At 65.8% G+C, this 22,424-nt stretch carries 17 protein-coding genes; 3 read left to right on the top strand and 14 right to left on the bottom strand.

The features are described 5' to 3' along the window. Positions 1–40: 40 nt before the first annotated feature. Positions 41–1,576: a choline-sulfatase gene (gene betC / locus HWX36_RS16530; protein WP_175953123.1), complete on the bottom strand. Its 1,536-nt coding sequence runs from the start codon at positions 1,574–1,576 to the stop codon at positions 41–43. Between the two features lie 287 nt (positions 1,577–1,863). On the opposite strand from betC, the gene HWX36_RS16525 reads away from it, so the two are divergent. Further along, entirely contained in the window at positions 1,864–2,769 is a 906-nt protein-coding gene (locus HWX36_RS16525) for a LysR family transcriptional regulator (protein WP_175953122.1), read from the top strand. A 169-nt stretch (positions 2,770–2,938) separates the two neighbouring features. Continuing rightward, a complete protein-coding gene (gene purU, locus HWX36_RS16520; protein ID WP_175953121.1) occupies positions 2,939–3,823 on the top strand; it encodes a formyltetrahydrofolate deformylase in 885 nt (294 codons plus the stop codon). Between the two features lie 19 nt (positions 3,824–3,842). Here the strand turns inward: purU and HWX36_RS16515 are convergent, their stop codons facing one another. From HWX36_RS16515 to HWX36_RS16455, 13 genes are all read right to left on the bottom strand, one after another. Continuing rightward, positions 3,843–4,835 carry a DMT family transporter gene (locus tag HWX36_RS16515; protein ID WP_175953120.1) on the bottom strand — a complete coding sequence of 331 codons (993 nt, stop codon included), beginning with the start codon at positions 4,833–4,835 and terminating at the stop codon, positions 3,843–3,845. Positions 4,836–5,001: 166 nt separating this feature from the next. Then, a complete protein-coding gene (locus HWX36_RS16510) occupies positions 5,002–5,619 on the bottom strand; it encodes a TetR/AcrR family transcriptional regulator (RefSeq protein WP_175953119.1) in 618 nt (205 codons plus the stop codon). 196 nt (positions 5,620–5,815) lie between these two features. Further along, on the bottom strand, positions 5,816–7,471 hold the full coding sequence (locus tag HWX36_RS16505; protein ID WP_175953118.1) for an APC family permease: 1,656 nt from the start codon (positions 7,469–7,471) through the stop codon (positions 5,816–5,818). A 225-nt stretch (positions 7,472–7,696) separates the two neighbouring features. Next, on the bottom strand, positions 7,697–8,560 hold the full coding sequence (locus HWX36_RS16500) for a glycine betaine ABC transporter substrate-binding protein (protein WP_175953117.1): 864 nt from the start codon (positions 8,558–8,560) through the stop codon (positions 7,697–7,699). 133 nt (positions 8,561–8,693) lie between these two features. After that, positions 8,694–9,842: a hybrid-cluster NAD(P)-dependent oxidoreductase gene (locus tag HWX36_RS16495; RefSeq protein WP_175953116.1), complete on the bottom strand. Its 1,149-nt coding sequence runs from the start codon at positions 9,840–9,842 to the stop codon at positions 8,694–8,696. A 30-nt stretch (positions 9,843–9,872) separates the two neighbouring features. Beyond that, complete coding sequence (locus HWX36_RS16490) at positions 9,873–11,114, bottom strand: aromatic ring-hydroxylating dioxygenase subunit alpha (RefSeq protein ID WP_175953115.1); 1,242 nt, start codon at positions 11,112–11,114, stop codon at positions 9,873–9,875. 52 nt (positions 11,115–11,166) lie between these two features. After that, the gene (locus HWX36_RS16485; RefSeq protein ID WP_175953114.1) at positions 11,167–11,952 is read right to left on the bottom strand and encodes an electron transfer flavoprotein subunit beta/FixA family protein; all 786 of its coding nucleotides are present in this window, start codon (positions 11,950–11,952) and stop codon (positions 11,167–11,169) included. Then, complete coding sequence (locus tag HWX36_RS16480; protein WP_175953113.1) at positions 11,949–13,118, bottom strand: electron transfer flavoprotein subunit alpha/FixB family protein; 1,170 nt, start codon at positions 13,116–13,118, stop codon at positions 11,949–11,951. The genes HWX36_RS16485 and HWX36_RS16480 overlap by 4 nt, the downstream gene beginning before the upstream one ends. Positions 13,119–13,122: 4 nt before the next feature. Beyond that, entirely contained in the window at positions 13,123–15,048 is a 1,926-nt protein-coding gene (locus tag HWX36_RS16475) for a (Fe-S)-binding protein (RefSeq protein ID WP_175953112.1), read from the bottom strand. Between the two features lie 3 nt (positions 15,049–15,051). Further along, positions 15,052–17,115 (bottom strand): NADH:flavin oxidoreductase, encoded by a 2,064-nt coding sequence (locus tag HWX36_RS16470; protein ID WP_175953111.1) that lies wholly within the window; start codon positions 17,113–17,115, stop codon positions 15,052–15,054. Between the two features lie 68 nt (positions 17,116–17,183). After that, positions 17,184–17,717, bottom strand: coding sequence for a DUF5943 domain-containing protein (locus HWX36_RS16465; protein WP_175953110.1), 534 nt, complete (start codon positions 17,715–17,717; stop codon positions 17,184–17,186). Between the two features lie 140 nt (positions 17,718–17,857). Next, the gene (locus HWX36_RS16460) at positions 17,858–18,829 is read right to left on the bottom strand and encodes a dipeptidase (RefSeq protein ID WP_175953109.1); all 972 of its coding nucleotides are present in this window, start codon (positions 18,827–18,829) and stop codon (positions 17,858–17,860) included. 31 nt (positions 18,830–18,860) lie between these two features. Then, positions 18,861–20,135 (bottom strand): serine hydroxymethyltransferase, encoded by a 1,275-nt coding sequence (locus HWX36_RS16455; RefSeq protein ID WP_175953108.1) that lies wholly within the window; start codon positions 20,133–20,135, stop codon positions 18,861–18,863. A gap of 448 nt (positions 20,136–20,583) precedes the next feature. On the opposite strand from HWX36_RS16455, the gene HWX36_RS16450 reads away from it, so the two are divergent. After that, the gene (locus HWX36_RS16450; RefSeq protein WP_175953107.1) at positions 20,584–21,609 is read left to right on the top strand and encodes a GlxA family transcriptional regulator; all 1,026 of its coding nucleotides are present in this window, start codon (positions 20,584–20,586) and stop codon (positions 21,607–21,609) included. Positions 21,610–22,424: the final 815 nt, after the last annotated feature.

Here is a 22,424-nt window from a genome sequence, read left to right as displayed (position 1 = left end):
GCTTCCTCCGTCTTTCGTCAGTGATCGCGATGCGGGACGCTCAGCGCCCGACGCGCGGAAAACGCGCCATCGCCTCGAGCGTGTCGAGTTCGATGTGATTGCGCATGTAGCGCTGGCTCGCGTCGGTGAACGGCTGCCAGTCCCACGCCTGGATACGGCCCTGTGTCGTCGCCGCGTAATGGAAGCGCCGGCGCCGCTGGCTCGCGCGCACCTGCCGGTCCAGCTCGGGCAGGTTCCAGCGCTGCGCGGCTTGCGCGCGAAACGCGGCGAGCACGTCGGCCGCTTCCGGCGTGCCGGCGAGGTTCGTCAGCTCGCGCGGGTCGTCGGAGAGGTGGTAGAGCTGGTCGGGATCGGCCGGGCAATGCACGTACTTCCAGTCGCCGCTGCGGATCATCACGACCGGCGCAACCGCGCCTTCCGCGAGGTATTCGCCGAGCGCGACGTCGTGCGCCGGCGTGCCGTGCAGGTGCGGCACGAGGCTCGCGCCATCGACCGGGTCGGGCCAGCCGCCGGCCGGCGCGGCGCCGGCCAGATCGACGAGCGTCGGCAGCAGGTCGACGTGCGACACGGGCCCGCGCACGCGTGCGGCGCCGAAGCGGCCCGGCGCATGGACGATCAGCGGCACGCGGCAGCCGCCTTCGAAGAACGTCATCTTGTACCAGAGCCCGCGTTCGCCAAGCATGTCGCCGTGGTCGGACGTGACGATCACGATCGTATCGTCGGCGAATCCGCACTGTTCGAGCGCGGCCAGCACGCTGCCGAACTGCGCATCGACGTAGGACGTCGCACCGTAGTAGGCGCGGCGCGCGGCGCGGATCTGCGCGTCGGCCGGCGGCGTGCGGTCGTTCTCGCAGACGAAGCGCAGCCGCTGCGAATGCGGGTCGCTGTCGGCTGCATCGAGCCGCACGGCCGGCATGTCGATCTCGTCGTCGCTGTATTGATCCCAGTATTCCCGGGTAATCGCATACGGGTCGTGCGGATGGGTCAGCGACACGACCATGCAGAACGGCCGCGCATCGTGCCCGGCCGCCCGCTCGCGCGCGACGTCGTACAGCTTCTGCTTCGCCGCGAACGTGACTTCGTCATCGAAATCGAGCTGGTTCGTACGCACGCAATGGCCGGCCTCCAGCACCGAACTCATGTTGTGATACCAGCTCGGCCGCTCGGCCGGGCTGTCCCAGTCGGGCACCCAACCGAAATCGGCCGGATAGATGTCGGTCGTGAGCCGCTCCTCGAAGCCGTGCAGCTGGTCAGGCCCGCAGAAATGCATCTTGCCGGACAGCATCGTCCGGTAGCCGCCCGCGCGCAGGTAGTGCGCGAACGTCAGCGTTTGCGCCGGCAATTCGGCGGCGTTATCGTAGGCGCCGATCCCCGACGGCAGCTTGCCCGTCAGCAGCGAGAAACGCGACGGCGCGCACAGCGGGCTCGCGCAGTATGCGGCGTCGAATACGACGCCTTGCGCGGCGAGACGGTCCAGCGTCGGCGTGCGCGCGACGCGATTGCCGTAGGCCGGCAGCGCGAACGGCGTGAGCTGGTCGGCCATCAGGATCAGGATGTTGGGTGTCGGGTTCGTCATCGGCGGTCGTGGGGAAAACGGTGTTCGATTGGAACGTCTCGCCGCTCGCGCGGCGAGGCGTCCGGCATGACGGAAGCGGTTCGACGAAAGTGCCGCACGGGCGGGCCGCGCTGGCTAGAATCGCGGAATGCGTTGCGTGCCGCCCGTGCAGCGGGCTGCAAAGCGGGCCGTGAAGCGGGCTGCAAAGCGGGCCGTGAAGCACGCATGCCGCACCGTCCGAAGCACTATCGCCCGCCCGAATTCGCGCGGGTAGGCGTCCGGCCCTTATGGGGCCATTAGAGAGACTTATGTCGAAATCCGAACCGTTACCGTCGATGCAGGCGCTGCGCGCGTTCGAATCGGCCGCCCGGCTCGCGAGCTTCACGGCCGCCGCGCGCGAGCTCGGCTCCACCCAGCCGGCCGTGAGCCAGCAGGTGTTCCAGCTCGAAGCCGAACTGGGCGTGCCGCTGTTCGAACGCAGCCCGCGCGGCGTCACGCTGACGGCCGACGGCCAGTGCCTGTACGAAGCCGTGCGGCTGAGCCTCGACACGCTGCGCGGCGCGACCGCGACCCTGCGTGCGCGCCGCGAGCACGGCGCACTCACGATCGTCACCGACTTCGGCTTCGCGACTTACTGGCTGATGCCGCGCCTGGCCGGGCTGAAGCGCGTGATGCCGGATGTCGACGTGCGTGTCGTCACGTCACAGGATTACGACGCGCAGCGCGACCATGGCGACATCGCAATCCTGTTCGGCGACGGCCACTGGCCGTCGTGCACCGCCGCAAGGCTCTTTCCGGAATCGGTCACGCCCGTGTGCTCACCCGCGTTCCGCGACGCGCACCCGCAGGTCGCGCGGGCCGAGCAGCTGCTCGCCCTGCCGCTGCTGCACGTGCAGCCGACGCGCCCCGAGCGCTGGCTGTCGTGGTCCGGCTGGTTCGACGCGCACGGCCTCGATACGGCGGCGGCCGCGCGCGGCGTGACCTTCAACAGCTACGCGCTCGTGATCCATGCGGCGCTGCTCGGCGAAGGCGTCGCGCTCGGCTGGTCGCCGCTCGTCGACGAACTCGTCGCGTCCGGGCAGCTCGTGAAGCTCGTCGACGCGCCGGTCGTCACGTCGCGCGGCTACTTCCTGGTGCGGCCGCCGCAGCGGCCCGAGCCGGACGCAACCCACGTGTTCCGGCGCTGGCTGCTCGACGCGTGCGCAAGCGCCTGACGGGCCGTGCCCGCCCCCGCGCGCTGGCGCGCCGATACCAGCCACACGGCGCGTTGGTTCTATCCGCCCCGAAATCGTCCTGATTTACTTGAGCCTCCCGCTACCCGCGCGGCGCGGCGCTTTCGTGCGCCGCCGCACGGTCGTACGCCCATGCCACCCGAGGAGTCTCATGACCGCCGAGCACCGCCCCGATCAATTCGTCCTGACACTGTCGTGCCCGAGCGCGGCCGGCCAGGTCGCCGCCGTCGTCGGCTTTCTCGACCGCCATCGCTGCTACGTCGATGCGCTGAGCGTGTTCGACGACGATCTCAGCAACCGCTTCTTCGTGCGCTGCGTCTTTCATCCGACGGATGAGACGCTGCAGATCGATGCGCTGCGCCACGAATTCGCGCCGATCGCGGCCAGTCTCGGCGGCGGGCAGGGCGACATGCAGTGGGCCATCCACGACGTGAACGCACGGCCCAAGGTGCTGATCATGGTGTCGAAGCTCGAGCACTGCCTCGCGGACCTGCTGTTCCGCTGGCGGATGGGCGAACTGAAGATGGACATCGTCGGCATCGTGTCGAACCATCCCGACTTCGAGCCGCTCGCCGCGCAGCACGGGCTGCCGTTCCGCCACTTCCCGATCACGGCCGACACGAAGGCCCAGCAGGAAGCGCAGTGGCTCGACTTCTTCGAATCGAGCGGCGCCGAGCTCGTGATCCTCGCGCGCTACATGCAGGTGCTGTCGCAGGAGACGAGCGCGAAGCTCGCGAACCGCGCGATCAACATCCATCACTCGTTCCTGCCCGGCTTCAAGGGCGCGAAACCGTACCACCAGGCGCATGCGCGCGGCGTGAAGCTGATCGGCGCGACCGCGCACTTCGTCACCGACGATCTCGACGAAGGCCCGATCATCGAGCAAGTGGTCGAGCGCGTCGATCATGCGCTGCGCCCCGAGCAACTGCTCGCGGTGGGGCGCGACGTCGAATCGCTCACGCTCGCGCGCGCGGTGAAGGCGTTCATCGAGCGGCGGGTGTTTCTGAACGGGGATCGGACGGTGGTGTTTTCGTAACGCGCGAAGGACGCGACGCTCATGGGGTAACCGACGGCACGCGCGCGGGCGTCGTGCCGATGCGACGCGCCCTGCGCCGCAGGCACAGGTTGTTCAGGATCAGCGCCGTGCCCGTCAGCGCGGCGCCTGCGATCTGCGCACGATTGGGCACGACGCCCGTGAATGCGGAAACGGCGAAGGCCGTGATGGGCACGATGTCCATGAACAGCACGCCGTTCATCGGCCCGAGAATCCGGTTGCCCGTCATCCAGAGCAGGATCGCGCCGAAACCGGCCACCGGCCCCATGTACACGAGATGCGGCAGCACCGCGTGCACGGCGGCCAGTGACGGCGCCGCGATCCGGTGCGTGACGATCAGCACCACGTTGACCGCGACGATCGTGGTCAGTCCGAGCCACGTCGTGAAGGTCGTGTATTTCAGCGCCGACCAGCGGGTAAAGCGCGCCGCGCCGAACGTATAGACGACCCAGCACAACGCGCCGACGACGATCAGCGCGTTGGCCGCATAGTGCCGCGGTTCGTGCAGCGCGGCGATCACGTCGCCGCGCGTGATGACGAGGGCCACGCCGGTAAAGGACAGCACGACGAACAGGATCGACACCGGCGCGGGCGCGACGCGCCGCAACAGGGCATTGAGCAGGAGCCCCATCATCGGCTGCGTGGCCATCATGATCGACGCGGTCAGCGCGCCTTCGTCGCCGGCCAGTTGCTGCCCCAGGAATACGAACGATCCGAATCCGCAAAAGCCGATCGACCCGAGCAGCCACGCGAGCGCCACCGGCTCGCCGCCCGAACGGAACGCACCAGGCCCTTCGACGATCCGCAGCAACGCGATGAAGCCCGTGCCCGCAATCAGATAGCGCAGCGACGTGAACGTAAAGGGATCGATGTACCGCAACGCATCGGTCATCACCGGAAACATCACGCCCATCAGGATCGTCGCGGCCATACAGGCCACGACGCCTTTCCCGTACGCGTTCGCGCCGGGCACTGCGAGAGTTGCGTTATTCATGACTAATCATTCCCAAATTAATTGAAAAATGATGCCGGTGCGGCTGCGCGCAGCGGCAGTGTCGCGTCAACTGTCTTGCTGTCCTTGCCTGCCCTTCACGGTTGCAATGCGAGCATTCGGAATACCCCACATTTGAAACCGATCATTCTCAAAATTGTCAAAAAAATCAGGTCAGCGCCCGCATCGCGATATCGACGATCGATGCCAGCTCCGCCTCCGACGCACTCGACTTGCCCAGCACGCGCATGCCCTGGATCAGGCACAGCAGGAATCGGCCGACCTCTTCCGGATCGAGATGCCGGTCGAAATCGCCGGCCTGCTGGCCGCGCGCGACGGCCAGGCTGAATTGCGTGCCGATGCGCAGCAGCGTCGATTCGATGTACGGGCGCAGTGCGTCGTCGCCGGGCAGGAGTTCGACGGCTGAATTCGTGATGAAGCAGCCGCGTCGCTCCGACAGCCGCGCACCGATTTCCGTGTAGTACAGGAGCGCCTCCCGGAGTGCCTGCCGCGGCGGCAGATCGGCCGAGAGCCGCTCCTTGAGCCGTGCGATCGCGCCTTCCGCATAGCGGTCGAACGCAGCGACCAGCAGCCCATGCTTGTCGCCGAACGTGCGGTACAGGCTGCCGCGGAAAACGCCGGTGGCCTCGCACAACGCGTCGATCGACGTCGCGTGATACCCCTGCTCCCAGAACACGCGTGCAGCGGCGTCGATCACCTCGGCGGTGTCGAATTCACGTGGGCGCCCCCTGTCACGGGCGCCGGAAGATGTCGAAGTCGGGCTCATGGATGCCGATATTAGAACCGATCATTCTCAAAATCAAGCGGGCGCGCTCCGTGAATGCGTCGCGCACGCCGGCATGAATGAAGAAAGCCCGACCGCTTGCCAGCCGGTCGGGCTTTCTTCATCGCGTGCCGTGACATCGATCGCGGCGTCCGTGTGCGGTTTCCGGACGCTGCGCGCCGTTACACGGCCTGGCGCGTCACTTCACCCAGGCAAAGTAATGCGACAGCCAGATCGTCAACCCCGCGCCGATCAGCGCCGCGTAAGGCATCAGGTTCAGCCACATCGCGCGCTTCGGCACCTCGAGCTCCATGTCGCGCTGCATCTGCGCCGGGAACCGGCCGCGATCCTGCCAGTAATGACGATAGAGGAACACCGGCACGATCAGCAGCATCGCGATCAGCCCGTTGCGCAGCGTGCCTTCGCCCTGCAGGTTCGCACCCGCGCCGACATAGACGAGGTTCGCGTAGCCGCAGATCGCGCCGCCGACGAGCAGCCACGTCGGGCAGCGGAACGGCCGATCCCAGTTGCCGCGATCCATCCGGTGGATCCAGCCCGACTGAAGATTCAGGAATACGAACAGCATGTAGCAGACGTTCGAGATCGACAGCACCGTCATGTAGTCCGACATCATCAGCAACACGAGGTTGAAGCCGAGATCGGTCCACATCGCGCGCGTGGGCGAGCCGTGCTCGTTCACGTGCGACAGGTACTTCGGCAGCCAGCCGTCCACCGATGCCTGGTACAGCGTGCGCGACGAGCCCATCATCGACGTCATCACGATCAGCAGGATCGACAGCATCAGCATCACGACGACCGCATTCGCGACCCACGCACCGCCGCCGACGATCTTCGCCATCGCGGCCGCGACGCCGGTGCCGTCGCCGATCGCCGGATCGAGCATCGCCTGCGTGCCGAGCGCACCCTGGAACGCCAGCGGCACGAGCGTCATCACGACGAGACAGAGCGCGCCCGACCAGAAGATCGCCTTAGCGGTGTCGCGGCGCGGATCGCGGAATTCGCGCGTGTAGCAGACGGCCGTCTCGAAGCCGTACGACGCCCAACCGGCCATGAACATCGCGCCGAGCGCCATCGTGACGCCCTGGCCGTTCCACGAACCGAACGTCGCGGCCGTGAGATTGCCGTGCGCGTCGTGACCGAGCGGCAGCAGCGGGAGCAGGTTCGACATCGGCACGTCGCCGAAGACGAACGGCACGATGCCGACGATCAACAGTGGCGTGAGCGACGCGATGCCGAGAATGCGCTGCGTGCGCGCAGCCTTCGATGCACCGCTGTGCTGAAGCTTGAAGGTAATGAGAAGCAGGATCGTCGCGATGATGAACGTCGCATTGATCCGCAGGGATAGACCCGGCTTGATGAACCCGAGATCCGCAACCTTGAGCTGCCAGTGCAGCACCGCCGCGTCGGCGGGAAAGAGACTCGTGAGCGCATAGCTCGCCGCGAGGCCGCAGCCGAGCGCGAGCATCGGCGACCACGCGAGCCAGTTGCACCACACGGAAACCGGGGCAATCAGCTTGCTGTAACGAACCCAGCCAATCGCGCCGTACACCGACGCGCCGCCCGATTTATGGGGAAATAGCCCGGATATTTCCGCATAAGTCGCGCTTTGAATCAGCCCCATCGTGATCGCGGCGATCCAGATCGCCCACGCGGGCTGGCCGATCGTCGCGCATACGCCACCGATCGTGAACAGCACGCCTGCCGGCACGCCGCTCGTCACCCAAAAAGCGTCTTTCCAAGTCAGGCCACGATGCAGCGTGTGGCCTGTCGAATCATGTGAGATGGTTGCTTCCACGTCACTGGTGCTGTTCGCACGCAGTCCTGCCTGACTCATCCAATTCCTCCTCTCGATCAGCGTGAGCGCTTCAGCGCTGACTCTGGTCCGATGCAAAGCAGATGATTCCGCACAAGGGCCGTAGTGTAACAATTTACGGGGTTTTCTGCAGAATCAAAAAAATAATTCCGGGATATGACCGCATCGCAGTGCGATTATTTCGGCATCCTTCAGATCAATCCCGGACTGTCTCGTCGTTGTTTTATTGCGTCGTATCGTCGCAGCTTATTGCACGCCTTCCGTCCACGCATTCACGCGATCCGCGTGCGCCGCAATCCATGCATCGGCGGCCGCGTCGGGCTTCGAGCCGTTCTGGATCGCCAGCATCACGCTGTCGATTTCACCCGGCTTCCACTGGAATTTCTTCAGGAATGCGACAACCGGCTTCGCCTTCGTTTCGAGCCCCGGATTCACGACGCTGTCCACGTGCTCCGCACCGCCGAACACTTTCTTCGGATCGTCGAGGAAGCGCAGCTTCCACTTCGCGAACATCCAGTGCGGCGCCCAGCCCGTCACGATGACCGGCTTGTTCGCATTGACCGAACGCGACAGTTCGGCCGTCATCGCGCTGCCCGAGCTCGGCATCAGCGTGTAGTTCAGCCCGTAGCTCTTGATCGCGTCGTCGGTCTTGCGCATCACGCCGGCGCCGGCATCGATGCCGACGATCCGGCCGCCGAAGCTGCCCTTCTCCGCGTTCAGGTCGTCGATGCTCTTCGCCTTCACGTACGCGGGCACGATCAGGCCGATCTTCGCATCGGGAAAATTGGCACCGAGGTCGACGACCTTGGCCTTGTACTCGTCCCAGTACGAGCCGTGCGTGACCGGCAGCCACGCGGACAGCGTTGCATCGAGATCGCCGCGCGCAACGCCCTGCCACATGATCCCGGCGGCCACCGGCACGAGCTGAACCTGGTAACCGAGCTTCTTCTCGATCACGCGCGCCGCGACGTTCGACGTCGCCACGCTATCGTCCCAGCCTTCGACGTAACCGATCTTCAGCGTGGGCTTCGTATCGGCGAGCGCCGACGCGCTCAGCGCCATCATTGCCGACAGTGCGCCGGCACACAGCACGTTTCCGAACAGCTTCATGGTCGATCTCCTTGATATGCGCCTGCGCGCGTTGCCTCTCTAGGTTCTTCAACCACAAATCCGCGGTATCGTTGTTTTCCGACGGATGCTTGTCCGGACGCGACGCGCCCGGACAGCCGATGGCGCGATTCGACTACTTGTCGATCACGAGATCGGACAGCGGCTTGCTGCAGCACAGCAGCACCATCCCCTGGTCGATCTCGCGCTGGCGGATGCCGCCGTTGTGCTTCATATCAACCTGCCCCGACATGAGCTTCACCTTGCAGGTGCCGCACATGCCCTGCGTGCACGAGGCCGGCAGCCGCACGCCCGACTGGCGCGCCGCATCCAGCACGTGCTGCTCCGAGCCGCATGAAATCTCGCGATTGCTCTTTGCGAAGCTGACCGTGTACTGCTTCGTGCCGGTGTCCGTACCTTCGGCCGGCGGCGCGAGATCGGCGAGCAGCTCGTCGCTCGCGGTCTGCGCGAGCGTTTCGAACGAGAAGCTCTCCTCGTGATACTGCTTGCGATCGAAGCCGGCTTCGTCGAGCAGGTCGCGCACGGCCTTCATGTACGGCGCGGGGCCGCACGTGAAGATTTCGCGCTCCATGAAATCCGGTGCGATCAGCTTCAGCAGCGGCAGCGTCAGGAAGCCCGTGACGCCCGGCCAGTTGGTGCGCGCGCCGACGCGCTCGACGACGAACGACGTGCGGAAATTCGTGTGGTTCGACGCGATCAGGTCGAGCTCACGCGCGAAGATGATGTCGTCCGGCGTGCGCGCGCTGTGCACGAACAGGATGTCGCGATCCTCGGCGAGATCATGGTGCGCGCGGCTCATCGACATCAGCGGCGTGACGCCCGAGCCGGCCGACAGGAACAGGTACTTGCGCGCCGGATGCCGCGCGCAGGTGAATTCGCCGGCCGGGCCGAGCACGCGCACCGATGCGCCCGGCTGCAGGTTGTCGTGCAGCCAGTTCGACACCTTGCCGCCCGGCACGCGCTTGACCGTGATCGACACCGTGTGCGGCCGCGCGGGCGACGACGAGATCGTGTAGCAGCGGTTGATCGTCTCGCCGTCGATGTCGAGCTCGAGCGTCAGGAACTGCCCGGGTTCGAACGAGAACGAGCGGCCCTGAGGCGAACGGAAGAAGAAACTCTTCACGTCGTGCGTTTCCTGCCGCACGTGGCAGCACACCAGCGTTTCCTCGACGTCGCTCGTCCAGCGCTCGGGAAGGGCGTTCCAGAACGCCGGGCGCGTGACCCGGCTGTCCACCGGCTCGAATTGGGCCGCATCTCGCATCATGTGTAACTCCGCTTGCTGTTCCGCTGACGACTACGCGCCGGTTTTTTCGGCGAGCCGGCCGATGTACCAGGCCGAGAATTTTTCGACGAGACCTTCCGTGTACGGCGAATACGGGCCCGGCTCGTACGCGCTGCTGGTCGCGCCGCGCTGCGAGAATTCGACGAGCGCGCGATCCTGGTCGTTGGTCGCGTTCCACACGGCCGTGAGGTTCTTCACGTCGTAGTCGATGCCTTCCTTCGCATCCTTGTTCACGAGCCACTTCGTGCGCACGAGCGTCTTGCCGGCCGACAGCGGGATCACCGAGAACGTCACGATGTGATCGCTCATGAAGTGATGCCACGAGTTCGGCTGCGTCCAGAACGACAGCCCGCCGAGATCGGCCTTGTCGAAACCGCCGAGCAGCTTCTTCGACGCGACCTTCGCATCGAGCGTCTGCGATTCGCCATGGCGATCGAGCGGCAGGCGCTGCGTACGGAAACCCGTCACGTCGAGCAGCTTCTCGATCTCGGCGGACGGCAGGCCCATTTCGGCCCACTCCTTGCCGCGCCGCACGCATGTTTCCGCGAACGCGTCCATGCCTTCGGCGTTGGCGTCGGAACGCTGGTAGCCGAAGCCGTATTCGTACAGCGAGATGGTGAGCTCCGGATGGTTCGCGACGCAGTGATAGCACTCGCGGTTGTTCTCCATCGTGAGCTTCCAGTTGCCTTCCTCGATGATGTCGATCTGCGCGGCGATCTTCGTGTTCGGCAGATCGTGCGGCAGCAGGTACGGCTCCATCTCGGCGCGCAGCTGCGCGAAGTCGGCGGGCGGCTCGTCGGCGAGGCAGATGAAGATCAGGCCCGCCAGGTTCTCGACGTGCACCGACTTCAGACTGTGCTTGCAGCGGTCGAACTTCTCGCCCATGTGCTCGGCGAACATCAGCTGGCCCGTCAGGTTGTAGGTCCAGCTGTGGTACGGGCACACGATGTTGCCGACCGAGCCCTTGTCTTCGTTGCACAGGCGCGCGCCGCGGTGACGGCACACGTTGTGGAACGCGCGGATCGCCATGTCGTCGTCGCGCACGATCAGGATCGAATCGCTCCCCAGTTCCACGGTCACGTAGTCGCCCGGCTCCGGAATGTCCGGCTCGATCGCCACCTGGATCCAGTGCTGGCGGAAAATCGCCTCCATGTCGAGCGCGAAGATGTCCTCGCTCGTGTAGAACGGCGCTTCGAGGCTGTACCCTTCCTTGCGCCGCTCGATCAATGCACGAATGTCTGCCGATACTTTCATCGTTTGCTCCGGATTCCTTGCATCCCTGGGTTCTTGCCGACAGGCATCAAAATCAGTAGTCGATGAGCTGATGCTCGCGCAAATACGCGAGGATCACTTGTGCTTTTTCGACCGAACTCCCTTCATTTACGACGTTGCCGCCACGACTCTCGGTCGTCGTCGCGGACAGCATCCGGGCATGCCCGGAGCGCTTCTCGGCGGCGACCAGTTTTACGGGTTTACGCTCGACCGGGCCGACCGTCCACGCGGCCGCGTCGGCGTCCGTGCCGGGTGCCGCAAGCGCCGGCCGGATCGCGCCGGCACGCAGTCGCGCATACGCATAGCGCGGCTCGGCATTGGCGAGCGGATGAACGGCGACGACGGCCGGCAGCGCCGCGTCGACGCGCCGCCGCAGTCCTTTCGGCAAGAATTGCCGGACGGCCACGCGGCCGCCTTCGACCGTCACGTCGACGGCCGAGCCGACCAGCGGATAGCCGAGCGTCGCGGCGACGCGATACGGCAGCATGCCGGTGTCGTACGCGCCTTCGGCGCGCGTGCCGGTCAGCACGAGGTCGTAGTCTTCGACGCGTGTGGCGAGCGCATGCACGGCATCGTCGCCGTCTCGGCAGGCCAGCACCTCGACCTCTCGTGCGCCGAGCGCCAGATATTCGGCAAGCGCCGCATTCGCGGGGTCGCCCGCATGGATCACGTCGAGCTGCGCGCGATGCCGCTCCGCGAGCTGACGGCCGGTTTCGAGCGCGGCGGCGTCGTTGCGGCTATAGCGCGCGACGCCGCTGACCGGATGGCAGCCGACGGACACGAGCACCGCAATGCGTTGCAACGGGCGGGGGGCGTTCATGCGGCAACTCCTTCCGGTTCACGGGTGCCGACCGCGGCCGGCGATTCGCCACGCGCGGCGCGCGCGGCCTGCACCTGTTCGATCAGCGCGGCGATCGTGCCCTGCGCGTCGCCGACGACCGTCAGGTTCGCGCGCTTCGCGATCGGCGCACTGCCGTCGAGGTTCACGGCGATCACGTGACGGCAATCCTTGATCCCCTGCAGGTGCTGCACCGCGCCCGAGATGCCGAACGCGATGTACACGCTCGCCTCGACCGTCTTGCCGGTCGCACCGACCTGCTTGTCGCGCGTGAAGTGGCCGTTGTCGACCGCGACGCGGCTCGCGCCGATCGCCGCGCCGAACGCGCCGGCCAGCCGCTCGAACGCGCCGATGTCGGACACGCCGTTGCCGGCCGACACGATGAAATCGGCTTCCTCGAGCGCGACCTGGGCCGCGTCGATCTCGTCGAGACCGAGATCGCGGTACGGCTGCGCGGCGTCATGCGCCGGACGGATGAAGTCGGCGGCCAGGCGTTCGCCCGCGCCGACGAACGGCAGCTTCGCGTCGACCGCGTTCTGCGCGAGCAGGATCACGTCGGGCAGCGCACGGGTGGCAAACGCGCGCCCGGCCTGCGCATACGCGCCGACATGCTTCGCGTCGATCTCGACGACGTGCGTCGCGACGCTCGCGCCGGCGGCCGCCGCGTAACGCCGGCCGAGATCGCCGTCGCCCGTCGCGTTGTCGGGCGCGAACACGTGTTTCGGTGCGAGTGCGGCAACGCAGGCCTGCAGCGCTTGCAATTCGCTTTCAGGATCGAACGCGCGCCGGTCGAAACCGGCGAGTTCAAGCAGCTTGTCGACGCCCAGTTCGGCCACGTCGTCCTTCAGCTCGCCGAACGCGAGCAGCGCGACTTCGGTCTGCGCATCGGCGAGCAATGCGGCGGCAGCGATCGCCTGCCGCGAATGATCGTCGAGCGCGCCACGTTCACTGTGCGCGACCACCAGCATCACGTGCTTCGGATCCTGCACCGCGCGGCGCGGCTTCGCAGCCGCTGCGCCATGACCATGCGCGAACCCGTGCACGGCGTTCGCATCGGCGCTGCCTTCCTCGCCGAGCGTGATGCGCTTCAGGCCGGCGGCCGTGATGATGAACGGCCGGCGCGGATCGATTCGTTTGATCGTATTCATCGATTCACTCCAGCGAGGCGGCGACGAGTTCGGCCACGTCGAGCACGTCGGGGCGCGGGCCCACGACACCTTCGAGCATCGCCGTGCAGTTCGGGCAGGCCACCGCGACCACGTCCGCACCGATCGTGCGTGCGTCCGCGATGCGGATGTCGGGAATGCGCTGCTTGCCAGGGATGTCGGTCAGCGGCGCGCCGCCGCCACCACCGCAGCAGCGGCCGCGCATGCCGTTGCGCTCCATCTCGACGACCTGGATGCCGATCGTCTTCAGCAGCTTGCGCGGCGCTTCCGTCTCGCCGTTGTAGCGGCCGAGATAGCACGGGTCGTGATACGTGGTGCGCTTCTCGCGCAGCGCTTCGACGGCCTTCGGCGCGATCTTGCCGCTGTCGGCCAGTTCGGCGAGGTAGGTCGTGTGGTGCTTGACCGTCACGCGCAGCCCGAGCGCGCGGTATTCGTTGCGCAGGCTGTGCATCACGTGCGGATCGGCCGTCACGATCTGCCGGTACGACAGCGTGCCGAGCGTGCCGATCAGGCGCTTCGCCATCTGCTGGAACGTTGCTTCGTCGCCGAGCCGGCGTGCAACGTCGCCCGTATCGGTTTCGGTCGAGCCGAGCACCGCATAGTCGACGCCCGCCTTGTTCAGCACCTTGACGAACGCGCGCAGCGTGCGCTGGTAGCGCATGTCGAACGCGCCTTCGCCCGCGACGAACAGCACGTCGACCGGCTTGCCGGGCTGCGCGACGGGCGCGCTCAGGTCGACCGACCAGTCGTAGCGCGCAGCCGTGTCGTAGCCGCCCATCGTGCCCGTCTCGCGCAGGTTCGCGAGCACTTCCTGGCCCTTGCCCGGCACCGAGCCATGCACGAGCGTGCGGTTGCGGCGCATGTCGACGATCGCGTCGACGTGCTCGATCAGCATCGGGCATTCCTGCACGCACGCGCGGCAGGTCGTGCACGACCACAGCGTCTGCTCTTCAATCAGGCCCGACACGATCCGGCCGTTCGGCTCGCCGCGATGCTGGCCGACCGCGAGGCCCGGCGACGGGCTGCCCGCGTACGCCGCGTCGGTGCCGCCCGCCATCCCGACGACGAGATCCTGGATCAGCTTCTTCGGGTTCAACGGCTGGCCCGACGCGAACGCGGGGCACGCGGCTTCACACTTGCCGCACTGCACGCATGCGTCGAAGCTCAGCAGCTGGTTCCAGCGGAATTCCACCGGCTTCTCGACGCCGTACTCCTGATGCTCGATGTCCGGCAGTTTCAGCGCGGTCGGCGGCGTGGCCGTGCCGTTGCCCGTGAACGATTCGCGGGTGGCCGCGAAGCGCTCCTGGCGCGGGTGGAATGCCAGGTGCAGCAGGCCGGCGATCGCATGCTTCATCGGGCCGCCCTTGGCAGCGCCGACCGTCATCGTGAATGCACCGACACCGATCAGCACTGCGCAGAGCACCGCGAACGCACCCGACATCGCGCCGGTCGGCACCAGCATGAACAGCACGAGGCCGAGCGCGAACGAGCCGAGCAGCCAGGGCAGCGTATTCCACGGGCCGCGCGACAGGCGGGCCGGCACATCCCTGGCCGCACGCCGGCGCCACACGAACACCGCGCCGACCAGCATCGCGAGCGCCGCCAGGAAGATCAGCTTGTCGAGCCACGGCGAATAGATCGCGAGGCCGTAGTTGACGAACACCAGCGCGAGTGCGCCGATCGCGCCGCCCGCCGTCGCGACGTGCGTCTTCGCGATATACGGATCACGGGCGACCACATGGTGCAGGTCGACGAAGTAGCGCTTCGGGATCGCGAACAGGTTCGCGACGCCAAACGTGCCGGGCGCGGTGGCCCGGCCGAGACGCCAGTAGGACGAGCGCTTCGCGACCGCGAACGCGAGCCCCGCCACCGACAGCCACAACAGCGCGGTAATGAGGAAGGACGGATTCATCGTTTAGAAATCCTTCACGAGACGCAGCGAGTCGTAGATCGCGCCGTGGACGTTGTGCATCGAGATGCAATCGCCGACACGAAACAGCAGGAAACGGCCGTTGCCGAGTTCTTCCGACAGGCACGGCTGCGGCTCGGCCGCGAACAGCGTGTGCGGATCGATCTGGCCGCGGTTCACCGATTCCGGCTTGAGCTTCCAGTACAGCTCGTCGTTCGGCGACGAGCCGTTCTCGATCACCACCTGGTCGACCGCGCGTTCTTCCAGTTCTTCCGTGTACTCGTTGCGCAGCACGGCGATCAGCTTGCCGTCCTCTTCATAGACGCGATCGAGCATCGTGTTCGGCGTCGGGATCACGCCGAATGCGTACAGGCGGCGATAGAAGATCGGGAACGTCGTGCCGCCGCAATCGTCGGCCACCTTCACGTCCGGCGTGACGACCTCGACCTTCGAGCCGCGGCTCGCCATGAAGTCGGCCACGCCGGCGCCCGCATGCGTGCTCACGCCGTCGAACAGCAGCACGTTCTGCTTCGGCTCGACCTTGCCGGTCAGGATGTCCCACGAGCTGACGGCCAGCCCCTCGGCCACGCCCCAGCCCGGCACCTGCCACGTGAAGCTCGAACCGCCCGTCGCGAGCACGACGATGTCCGGCTTCTCGGCCATGATCGTCTTCTCGTCGGCGGCCACGCCGAGGCGGCGGTCCACGCCCAGGCGCTTCGTTTCCATGTCGAACCAGCGGATGATCCCCGACATCTGTTCGCGCTGCGGCGCCTTCGCGGCGATCATCACCTGGCCACCCACTTCGGCGTTCTTCTCGAACAGCACCACGTCGTGGCCGCGCAGCTTCGCGACACGCGCCGCCTCGAGGCCCGCGGGGCCGGCGCCGACCACCACCACCTTGCGCTTCGGGCCGCGCGACTTCTCGATGATGTGCGGCATCGTCGCTTCGCGCGAGGTCGCCGCGTTCTGGATGCACAGCACGTCGAGGCCGTTGTACTGGCGGTCGATGCAGTAGTTCGCGCCGACGCACTGCTTGATTTCATCCTCGCGGCCGTCGCGGATCTTGATCACCATGTGCGGATCGGCGATCTGCGCGCGCGTCATGCCGACCAGGTCGATCATGCCGGTCGCGAGCAGGCGCTCGGCCTGGCCCGCATCGCGAATGCTCTGCGCGTGCATCACCGGAATCTTCACGACCGACTTGATGCCCGCCGCGAGGTGCACGAACGGCTCCGGCGGCAGTGCCATCGGCGGCATGCAGTTGGCGATCGTGTTGTGCGTGTCGCCCCCCGAGCCGACCACGCTCAGGTAGTCGATCAGGCCCGTCTCCGACATCGCCTGCGCGATTTCCTTCAGCGCTTCGTGATCGAGGCCGTCCTCGTGGAACTCGTCGCCGCACATGCGCAGGCCGACGCAGAAATCCTTGCCGACCGCCTCGCGCACGGCCGTCAGCACCTCGATGCCGAAGCGCAGCCGGTTCTCCAGGCTGCCGCCCCATTCGTCGGTGCGGTGGTTCGAACGCTTGCTCCAGAACTGGTCGATCAGGTGCTGGTGCGCGGCCGAGATTTCGATGCCGTCCATGCCGGCCGCTTTCACGCGCTTCGCGGCCGCCGCGAAATCGCCGATGATGCGGCGGATTTCCTCGATCTCGATGATCTTCGCGTTGCCGCGGTGCACCGGTTCACGCACGCCCGACGGCGACATCAGGTGCGGCCAGTGCTCGCCGTGGAACGACGAGCGACGGCCCATGTGGGTCGCCTGGATCATGATCTTCGCGCCGTGCTTGTGCATCGTGTCGGCGAGGCGCGTGAGCGGATCGATGATCTTGTCGGTCGACAGGTTCACCGATTTCCACCAGCCCTGCGGGCTGTCGATCGACACCGGGCTCGACCCGCCGCAGATCGCGAGGCCCACGCCGCCCTTCGCCTTTTCTTCGTAGTAGCGGATATAGCGGTCGCCCGGCAGGCCGCCCGGCTCGGCATACACCTCCGCATGCGCGGTGCTGACGATCCGGTTGCGCAGCGTCAGCTGGTTCAGCTGCATGGGTTTGAACAGGTGGGGATAACGCATCGCTGGCGACCTCTGGCGTTCGAATGTCTCGTGTTGCGGGTGTTGTGGTGTAGCGGTGAATCAGTGCATCAGTGCGCGATCGGCGACACTTCGAAGACGCAGTGGTCGTGATGCTCGGCCGCGCACTGCACTTCCTTCGATTGCGCGCGCGGCGCGCCCTTGCCTTCCGGCGTCGTGTCGTTGACCCAGTCCATCGCGCCGGCGAACCAGCCCGCGAACATGTAGCAGAGCTTGCCTTCCTTCCCCGGCTGCTGAAGCACGAACGACGAGTGGCGCAACTCGATCCTGGCGCGCGCGCCGGCGGGATCGGCCTCGATGATCGAGAACAGGCCCCAACCGCGCTGCGACAGGCGCTTCAGGTAATGCTCGAACACGGCCATGCCGGTCAGGCCGTGCAGCTTCGCTTCCTTGTCGCACCAGTGGTACGCGGACTTGTAGCCGGCCTTGTAGAGAATCTCGGCATACGCTTCGACGCCGAGCGCTTCCTCGACGGCGACGTGGTTGTTCGTGAAGAAGTGACGCGGCACGTACAGCATCGGCAGCGCGTCGGTGGTCCAGACGCCGGTATCGGGATCGACGTCGATCGGCAGTTGCGGTTGCATCGTGGTGACTCCGTGAGGAAATTGGCCGCGCGTCTCGGCGCGCAGGCGCGACATCGTCCGCGTGCCCGCGCGGCTTGCGCGGGCACGTCCCGATTTCTTGTAATGTTGAATCGCTGGCGGCGGTTCGGCGTTCGCGGCGCTTATGCGCCCCACACGTCCTTGAACACGCGCACCCAGTTCTCGCCCATGATCTTGCGGATGCGCGACTCCTTCCAGCCGTGGCGTTCCATCGCGGCCGTCAGGTTCGGGAATTCGCCGATCGTGCGGATGCCGTCCGGGTTGATCACCTTGCCGAAGTTCGTCAGCTGGCGATAGCGGCCCTTGTCATGCGTCAGCATGTCGAAGAATTCCTTCGCGAAATCCTGCGTGAAATCCGTGCCGATGCCGACCGCATCCTCGCCGATCAGGTTCACGACGTAGTCGATCGCCTCGATGTAGTCGTCGATGTTCGCCTCGATCCCGCGCTTGAGGAACGGCGCGAACATCGTCACGCCGACGAAGCCGCCCGCATCGGCGATCTCCTTCAGCTGTTCGTCGCTCTTGTTGCGCGGATGCTCTTTCAGGCCCGACGGCAGGCAGTGCGAATAGCACACCGGCTTCTTCGAGAACGCGATCGCTTCCGACGACGTGTTGCCGCCCACGTGCGACAGGTCGACCATGATGCCCACACGGTTCATCTCGGTGATCACTTCGCGGCCGAAGTCCGACAGCCCGCCGTCGCGCTCGTAGCAACCGGTGCCGACCAGGTTCTGCGTGTTGTAGCAGAGTTGCACGACGCGCACGCCCATGTCGTGGAACGCCTCGATGTAGCCGAGGTTGTCCTCGAACGCGTGCGCGTTCTGGAAACCGAGGATCACGCCCGTCTTGTCTTCCTTCTTCGCGCGGAAGATGTCTTCCGTCGTGCGCACCAGCGTCAGCAGTTCGCTGTTGTCGCGGATCTTCTTCTTCATCACGCCGATGTTGTCGACGGTCTTCGTGAAGTTCTCCCACACCGACACCGTGCAGTTCGCGGCCGTGATGCCGCCCTTGCGCATGTCTTCGAACACCGGCTTCTCGAACTTCGAGATGTTCAGCCCGTCGATGATGATGCTGTCTTGATGCAGCGTGCTCATGTGTTGCTCCAGTATTGTCGGGTCGGTGGGATCAATAGATCGGGAAGCGTTCGCACAATGCGAAGATCTCGCGGCGCACACGCTGTTCGGTCGCCGGGTCGCCTTCCGGGTTCGCGCGCAGCGCATCGAACACTTCCAGGATCAGGCGGCCCACCTCGCGGAACTCCGCGACGCCAAAGCCGCGCGTCGTGCCGGCCGGCGTGCCGAGGCGGATGCCCGACGTGACGGTCGGCTTCTCGGTGTCGAACGGAATACCGTTCTTGTTGCAGGTGATGCCCGCACGCTCCAGCGCCTGTTCGACCGGCGCGCCCTTCAGGCCCTTCGGGCGCAGGTCGACCAGCAGCAGGTGGTTGTCGGTGCCGCCCGTGACGAGATCGACGCCGCCCGCCTTCAGCACTTCGCCAAGCGCCTGCGCGTTCGCGAGCACGTTGTCGATGTAGGTCTTGAAGTCCGCATGCAGCACTTCGCCGAACGCGACGGCCTTGCCGGCGATCACGTGCATCAGCGGGCCGCCCTGCAGGCCGGGGAACACGGCCGAGTTGATCTTCTTCGCGATCTCCTCGTCGTTGGTCAGCACGAAGCCGCCGCGCGGGCCGCGCAGCGTCTTGTGAGTGGTCGACGTGACGACGTGCGCATGCTCGACCGGATTCGCATGGCGGCCCGCGGCGATCACGCCGGCGATGTGCGCCATGTCGACCATCAGCTTCGCGCCGACGCTGTCGGCGATCGCACGGAAGCGCGCGAAGTCGAGCGCACGCGGGTACGCCGAGAAGCCGGCGATGATCAGATTCGGCTTGTGCTCGTGCGCCAGTGCTTCGACCTGGTCGTAGTCGATCAGCATCGTGTCGCGGTTCACGCCGTACTGAACCGCGTTGAACCACTTGCCCGACAGCGCCGGCTTCGCGCCGTGCGTCAGGTGGCCGCCCGCGTCGAGCGACATGCCCAGCACCGTGTCGCCCGGTTTGGCCAGCGCGAGCATCACCGAGCCGTTCGCCTGCGCGCCCGAGTGCGGCTGCACGTTCGCATAGCCGGCGTTGAAGATCTGCTTCACGCGCTCGATCGCCAGCGCCTCGACTTCATCCGCGAACTCGCAGCCGCCGTAGTAGCGCTTGCCGGGATAGCCTTCCGCGTACTTGTTGGTCAGCACCGAGCCCTGCGCCTCGAGCACGGCGCGCGACACGATGTTTTCCGACGCGATCAGTTCGACCTGCGACTGCTGGCGCTCGAGTTCCTTCAGGATGGCGCTGCGCACCGGCGCGTCGCGCTCGGCAAGGGGCTGCGAGAAGAAAGGCTGGGTGTTCGACATAGTGCGTCCGTGACGAAGAATAAGGGGCTGAAACCGAAGCTCAAGGCCCGCCCTGCCTGGGTTTCCCGCTCGTCCCGTACAAGGCTGCCGACGGCTCTATTCTTGTCGTTCGGATTTTCGGCGGATTGATGAATTTAGACGCGTTCTTTGCCTTTTCCGCCATGCACGTCCGTTTTATACAAGTAACCGGTCGTGCTTTTTTAGATGGCCCAGCAAACGGCCCCCGGCAGTTCACCTATGAACAGGCACGCCGGCGGTGCGATTGTCGCCCGGTCGGGGTGCAGCGCATCACGAATTCGGTGCAGTGCAACATGCGGCTTTCAGCCAGACAACGTATGGAGCTAGGGTTTAGCCGTATGGCACGCTTGTTGCGCTGGCTCACACAATACCGCAGCCCGACCCGTGCCCCCCGGGCGAAAAGCTATTAGAGATTCAAGGAACGCTCCCCATGTCGCCCGACCGCACAGCGTCGCTGTCCCACTTCGCGTTCATGCCATTACCGAACTTCACGATGATCGCGTTCACCAATGCGATCGAGGTGCTTCGGATGGCGAACTACCTGAGCGGCCAGCCGCTCTACCGCTGGTCGATCATCAGCCCGGATGGCGGCCCGGTCACCGCAAGCAACGGCCTGACGGTCGATACCGGTCCGGCCGAATGCGTCGGGCAGCCCGACATCGTGTTCGTGTGCGGCGGCGTCGACGTGCAGCGCGCGACCACGCCCGCCCATCTGTCGACGCTGCGCCGCTTCGCGCGCGCAGGCATCCCGCTCGGCAGCCTGTGCACGGGCACCTATGCGCTCGCGAAATCGGGTCTGCTTGCGGGCTACGCGTGCGCGATCCACTGGGAGAACATGTCGGCACTGAAGGAAGAGTTTCCGGACACGCGCTTCCTGAAGGAACTGTTCGTGATCGACCGCGACCGCATCACGTGCACGGGCGGCGTCGCGCCGCTCGACATGATGCTGAACCTGATCGCCGCGCGCGTGGGCACCGCGCGCGTCACGCAGATCGCCGAGCAGTTCATCGTCGAACACGTGCGCGATACGAGCGCGCAGCAACGCATGCCGCTCGTCGCGCGCCTCGGCTCCGCGAACAAGTCGCTGTTCGAAGTGATCTCGCTGATGGAGAACAACATCGAGGAACCGCTGTCGCGCGAGGAGCTCGCGCGGCTCGCGAACATGTCGCAGCGGCAACTGCAGCGCCTGTTCCGCGAACATCTCGGCATGACGCCCACTCACTACTACCTGACGCTGCGGCTGCGCCGCGCGCGCGAGCTGCTGCTGCAGACCGACATGTCGATCATGCACATCACGATGGCCTGCGGCTTCCAGTCGGCTTGCCACTTCAGCAAGAGCTATCGCGACGCATTCGGCGTCGCGCCGACGAGGGAGCGGCGCAAGCAGGTTGCGCCGCTTGCGCAGGGCGCGGCCAGTGCCGGGCCGGTGTTTCCGGTGCTTGCGGTCCATGCGTGACACGCGCGCTGCGCGGTGAAGAATCATGCGGTCGTGAAGACCGATGTCGACGGATTGTAGAAGCGTGGGCGCAACCGCCATGCAGCGGTTGTCACTTTCTGCGCGACGCTTCTGAGGCACTTCACCTGACCGCATTACCGCTGTAGGACGATTCCCCGCCCTCCCGGTTTGCTCGCGTCACGATAAGGCGCTCGCCGGGGATCGGGACGATGTCGCGCCAGACAGTACCGTTCGTCCGAGCCCGGAATTTTCCCGGAGAAGAAACTCCGCTTCCGATACGTGATTTCGTCCGCTGTCACCCAGCGCGACAACAAGCGCAATCACGTCTGCCATGCGTTCGCGGTCCACTTGGCGTTACCACCTTTCGGCCGCCGAGCGCGGCGCGAGCCGCGATTGAGCGAACAGGTTCGAGACGCCATCACGACCGCGTTGTAAGCACCGTCTGCCACGAATGATTCGTCGACGCGGCGCGGCACGGCCATTTCTCTGCCGTTGCAGTCGCTGTCGCTTCATTCGGCCGTACACGCTTTATGTTGAATCCCCAGTGCGTTTCGTCGGCGACCTATCAATCAAGTTGCATCCGCTTGTAGACAAGCAGCGTCGACGGCAAACGATCAAGTCCTGGATCGCAGCGCACCTTCCCGCTCGGTTTGCGAAGTTCAGCGCTCGATTGCGCTTTCATCCGGTAATCCCCCCGAAAAACCGGTGTGATCAGAAGTAGAATTTTCTTGTTGAGGGAGTTCTACGGAATGAAGAAATCGAGATTCACGGACAGCCAGATCATGGACGCGCTCAAGCGCGTGGAATCGGGGCTG

It is taken from the genome of Burkholderia sp. BCC0405, assembly GCF_902833075.1.
GTDB lineage: Bacteria > Pseudomonadota > Gammaproteobacteria > Burkholderiales > Burkholderiaceae > Burkholderia.
Note: the sequence above shows the minus strand (reverse complement) of the source record. Positions and strands in the feature narration are given on the sequence as shown.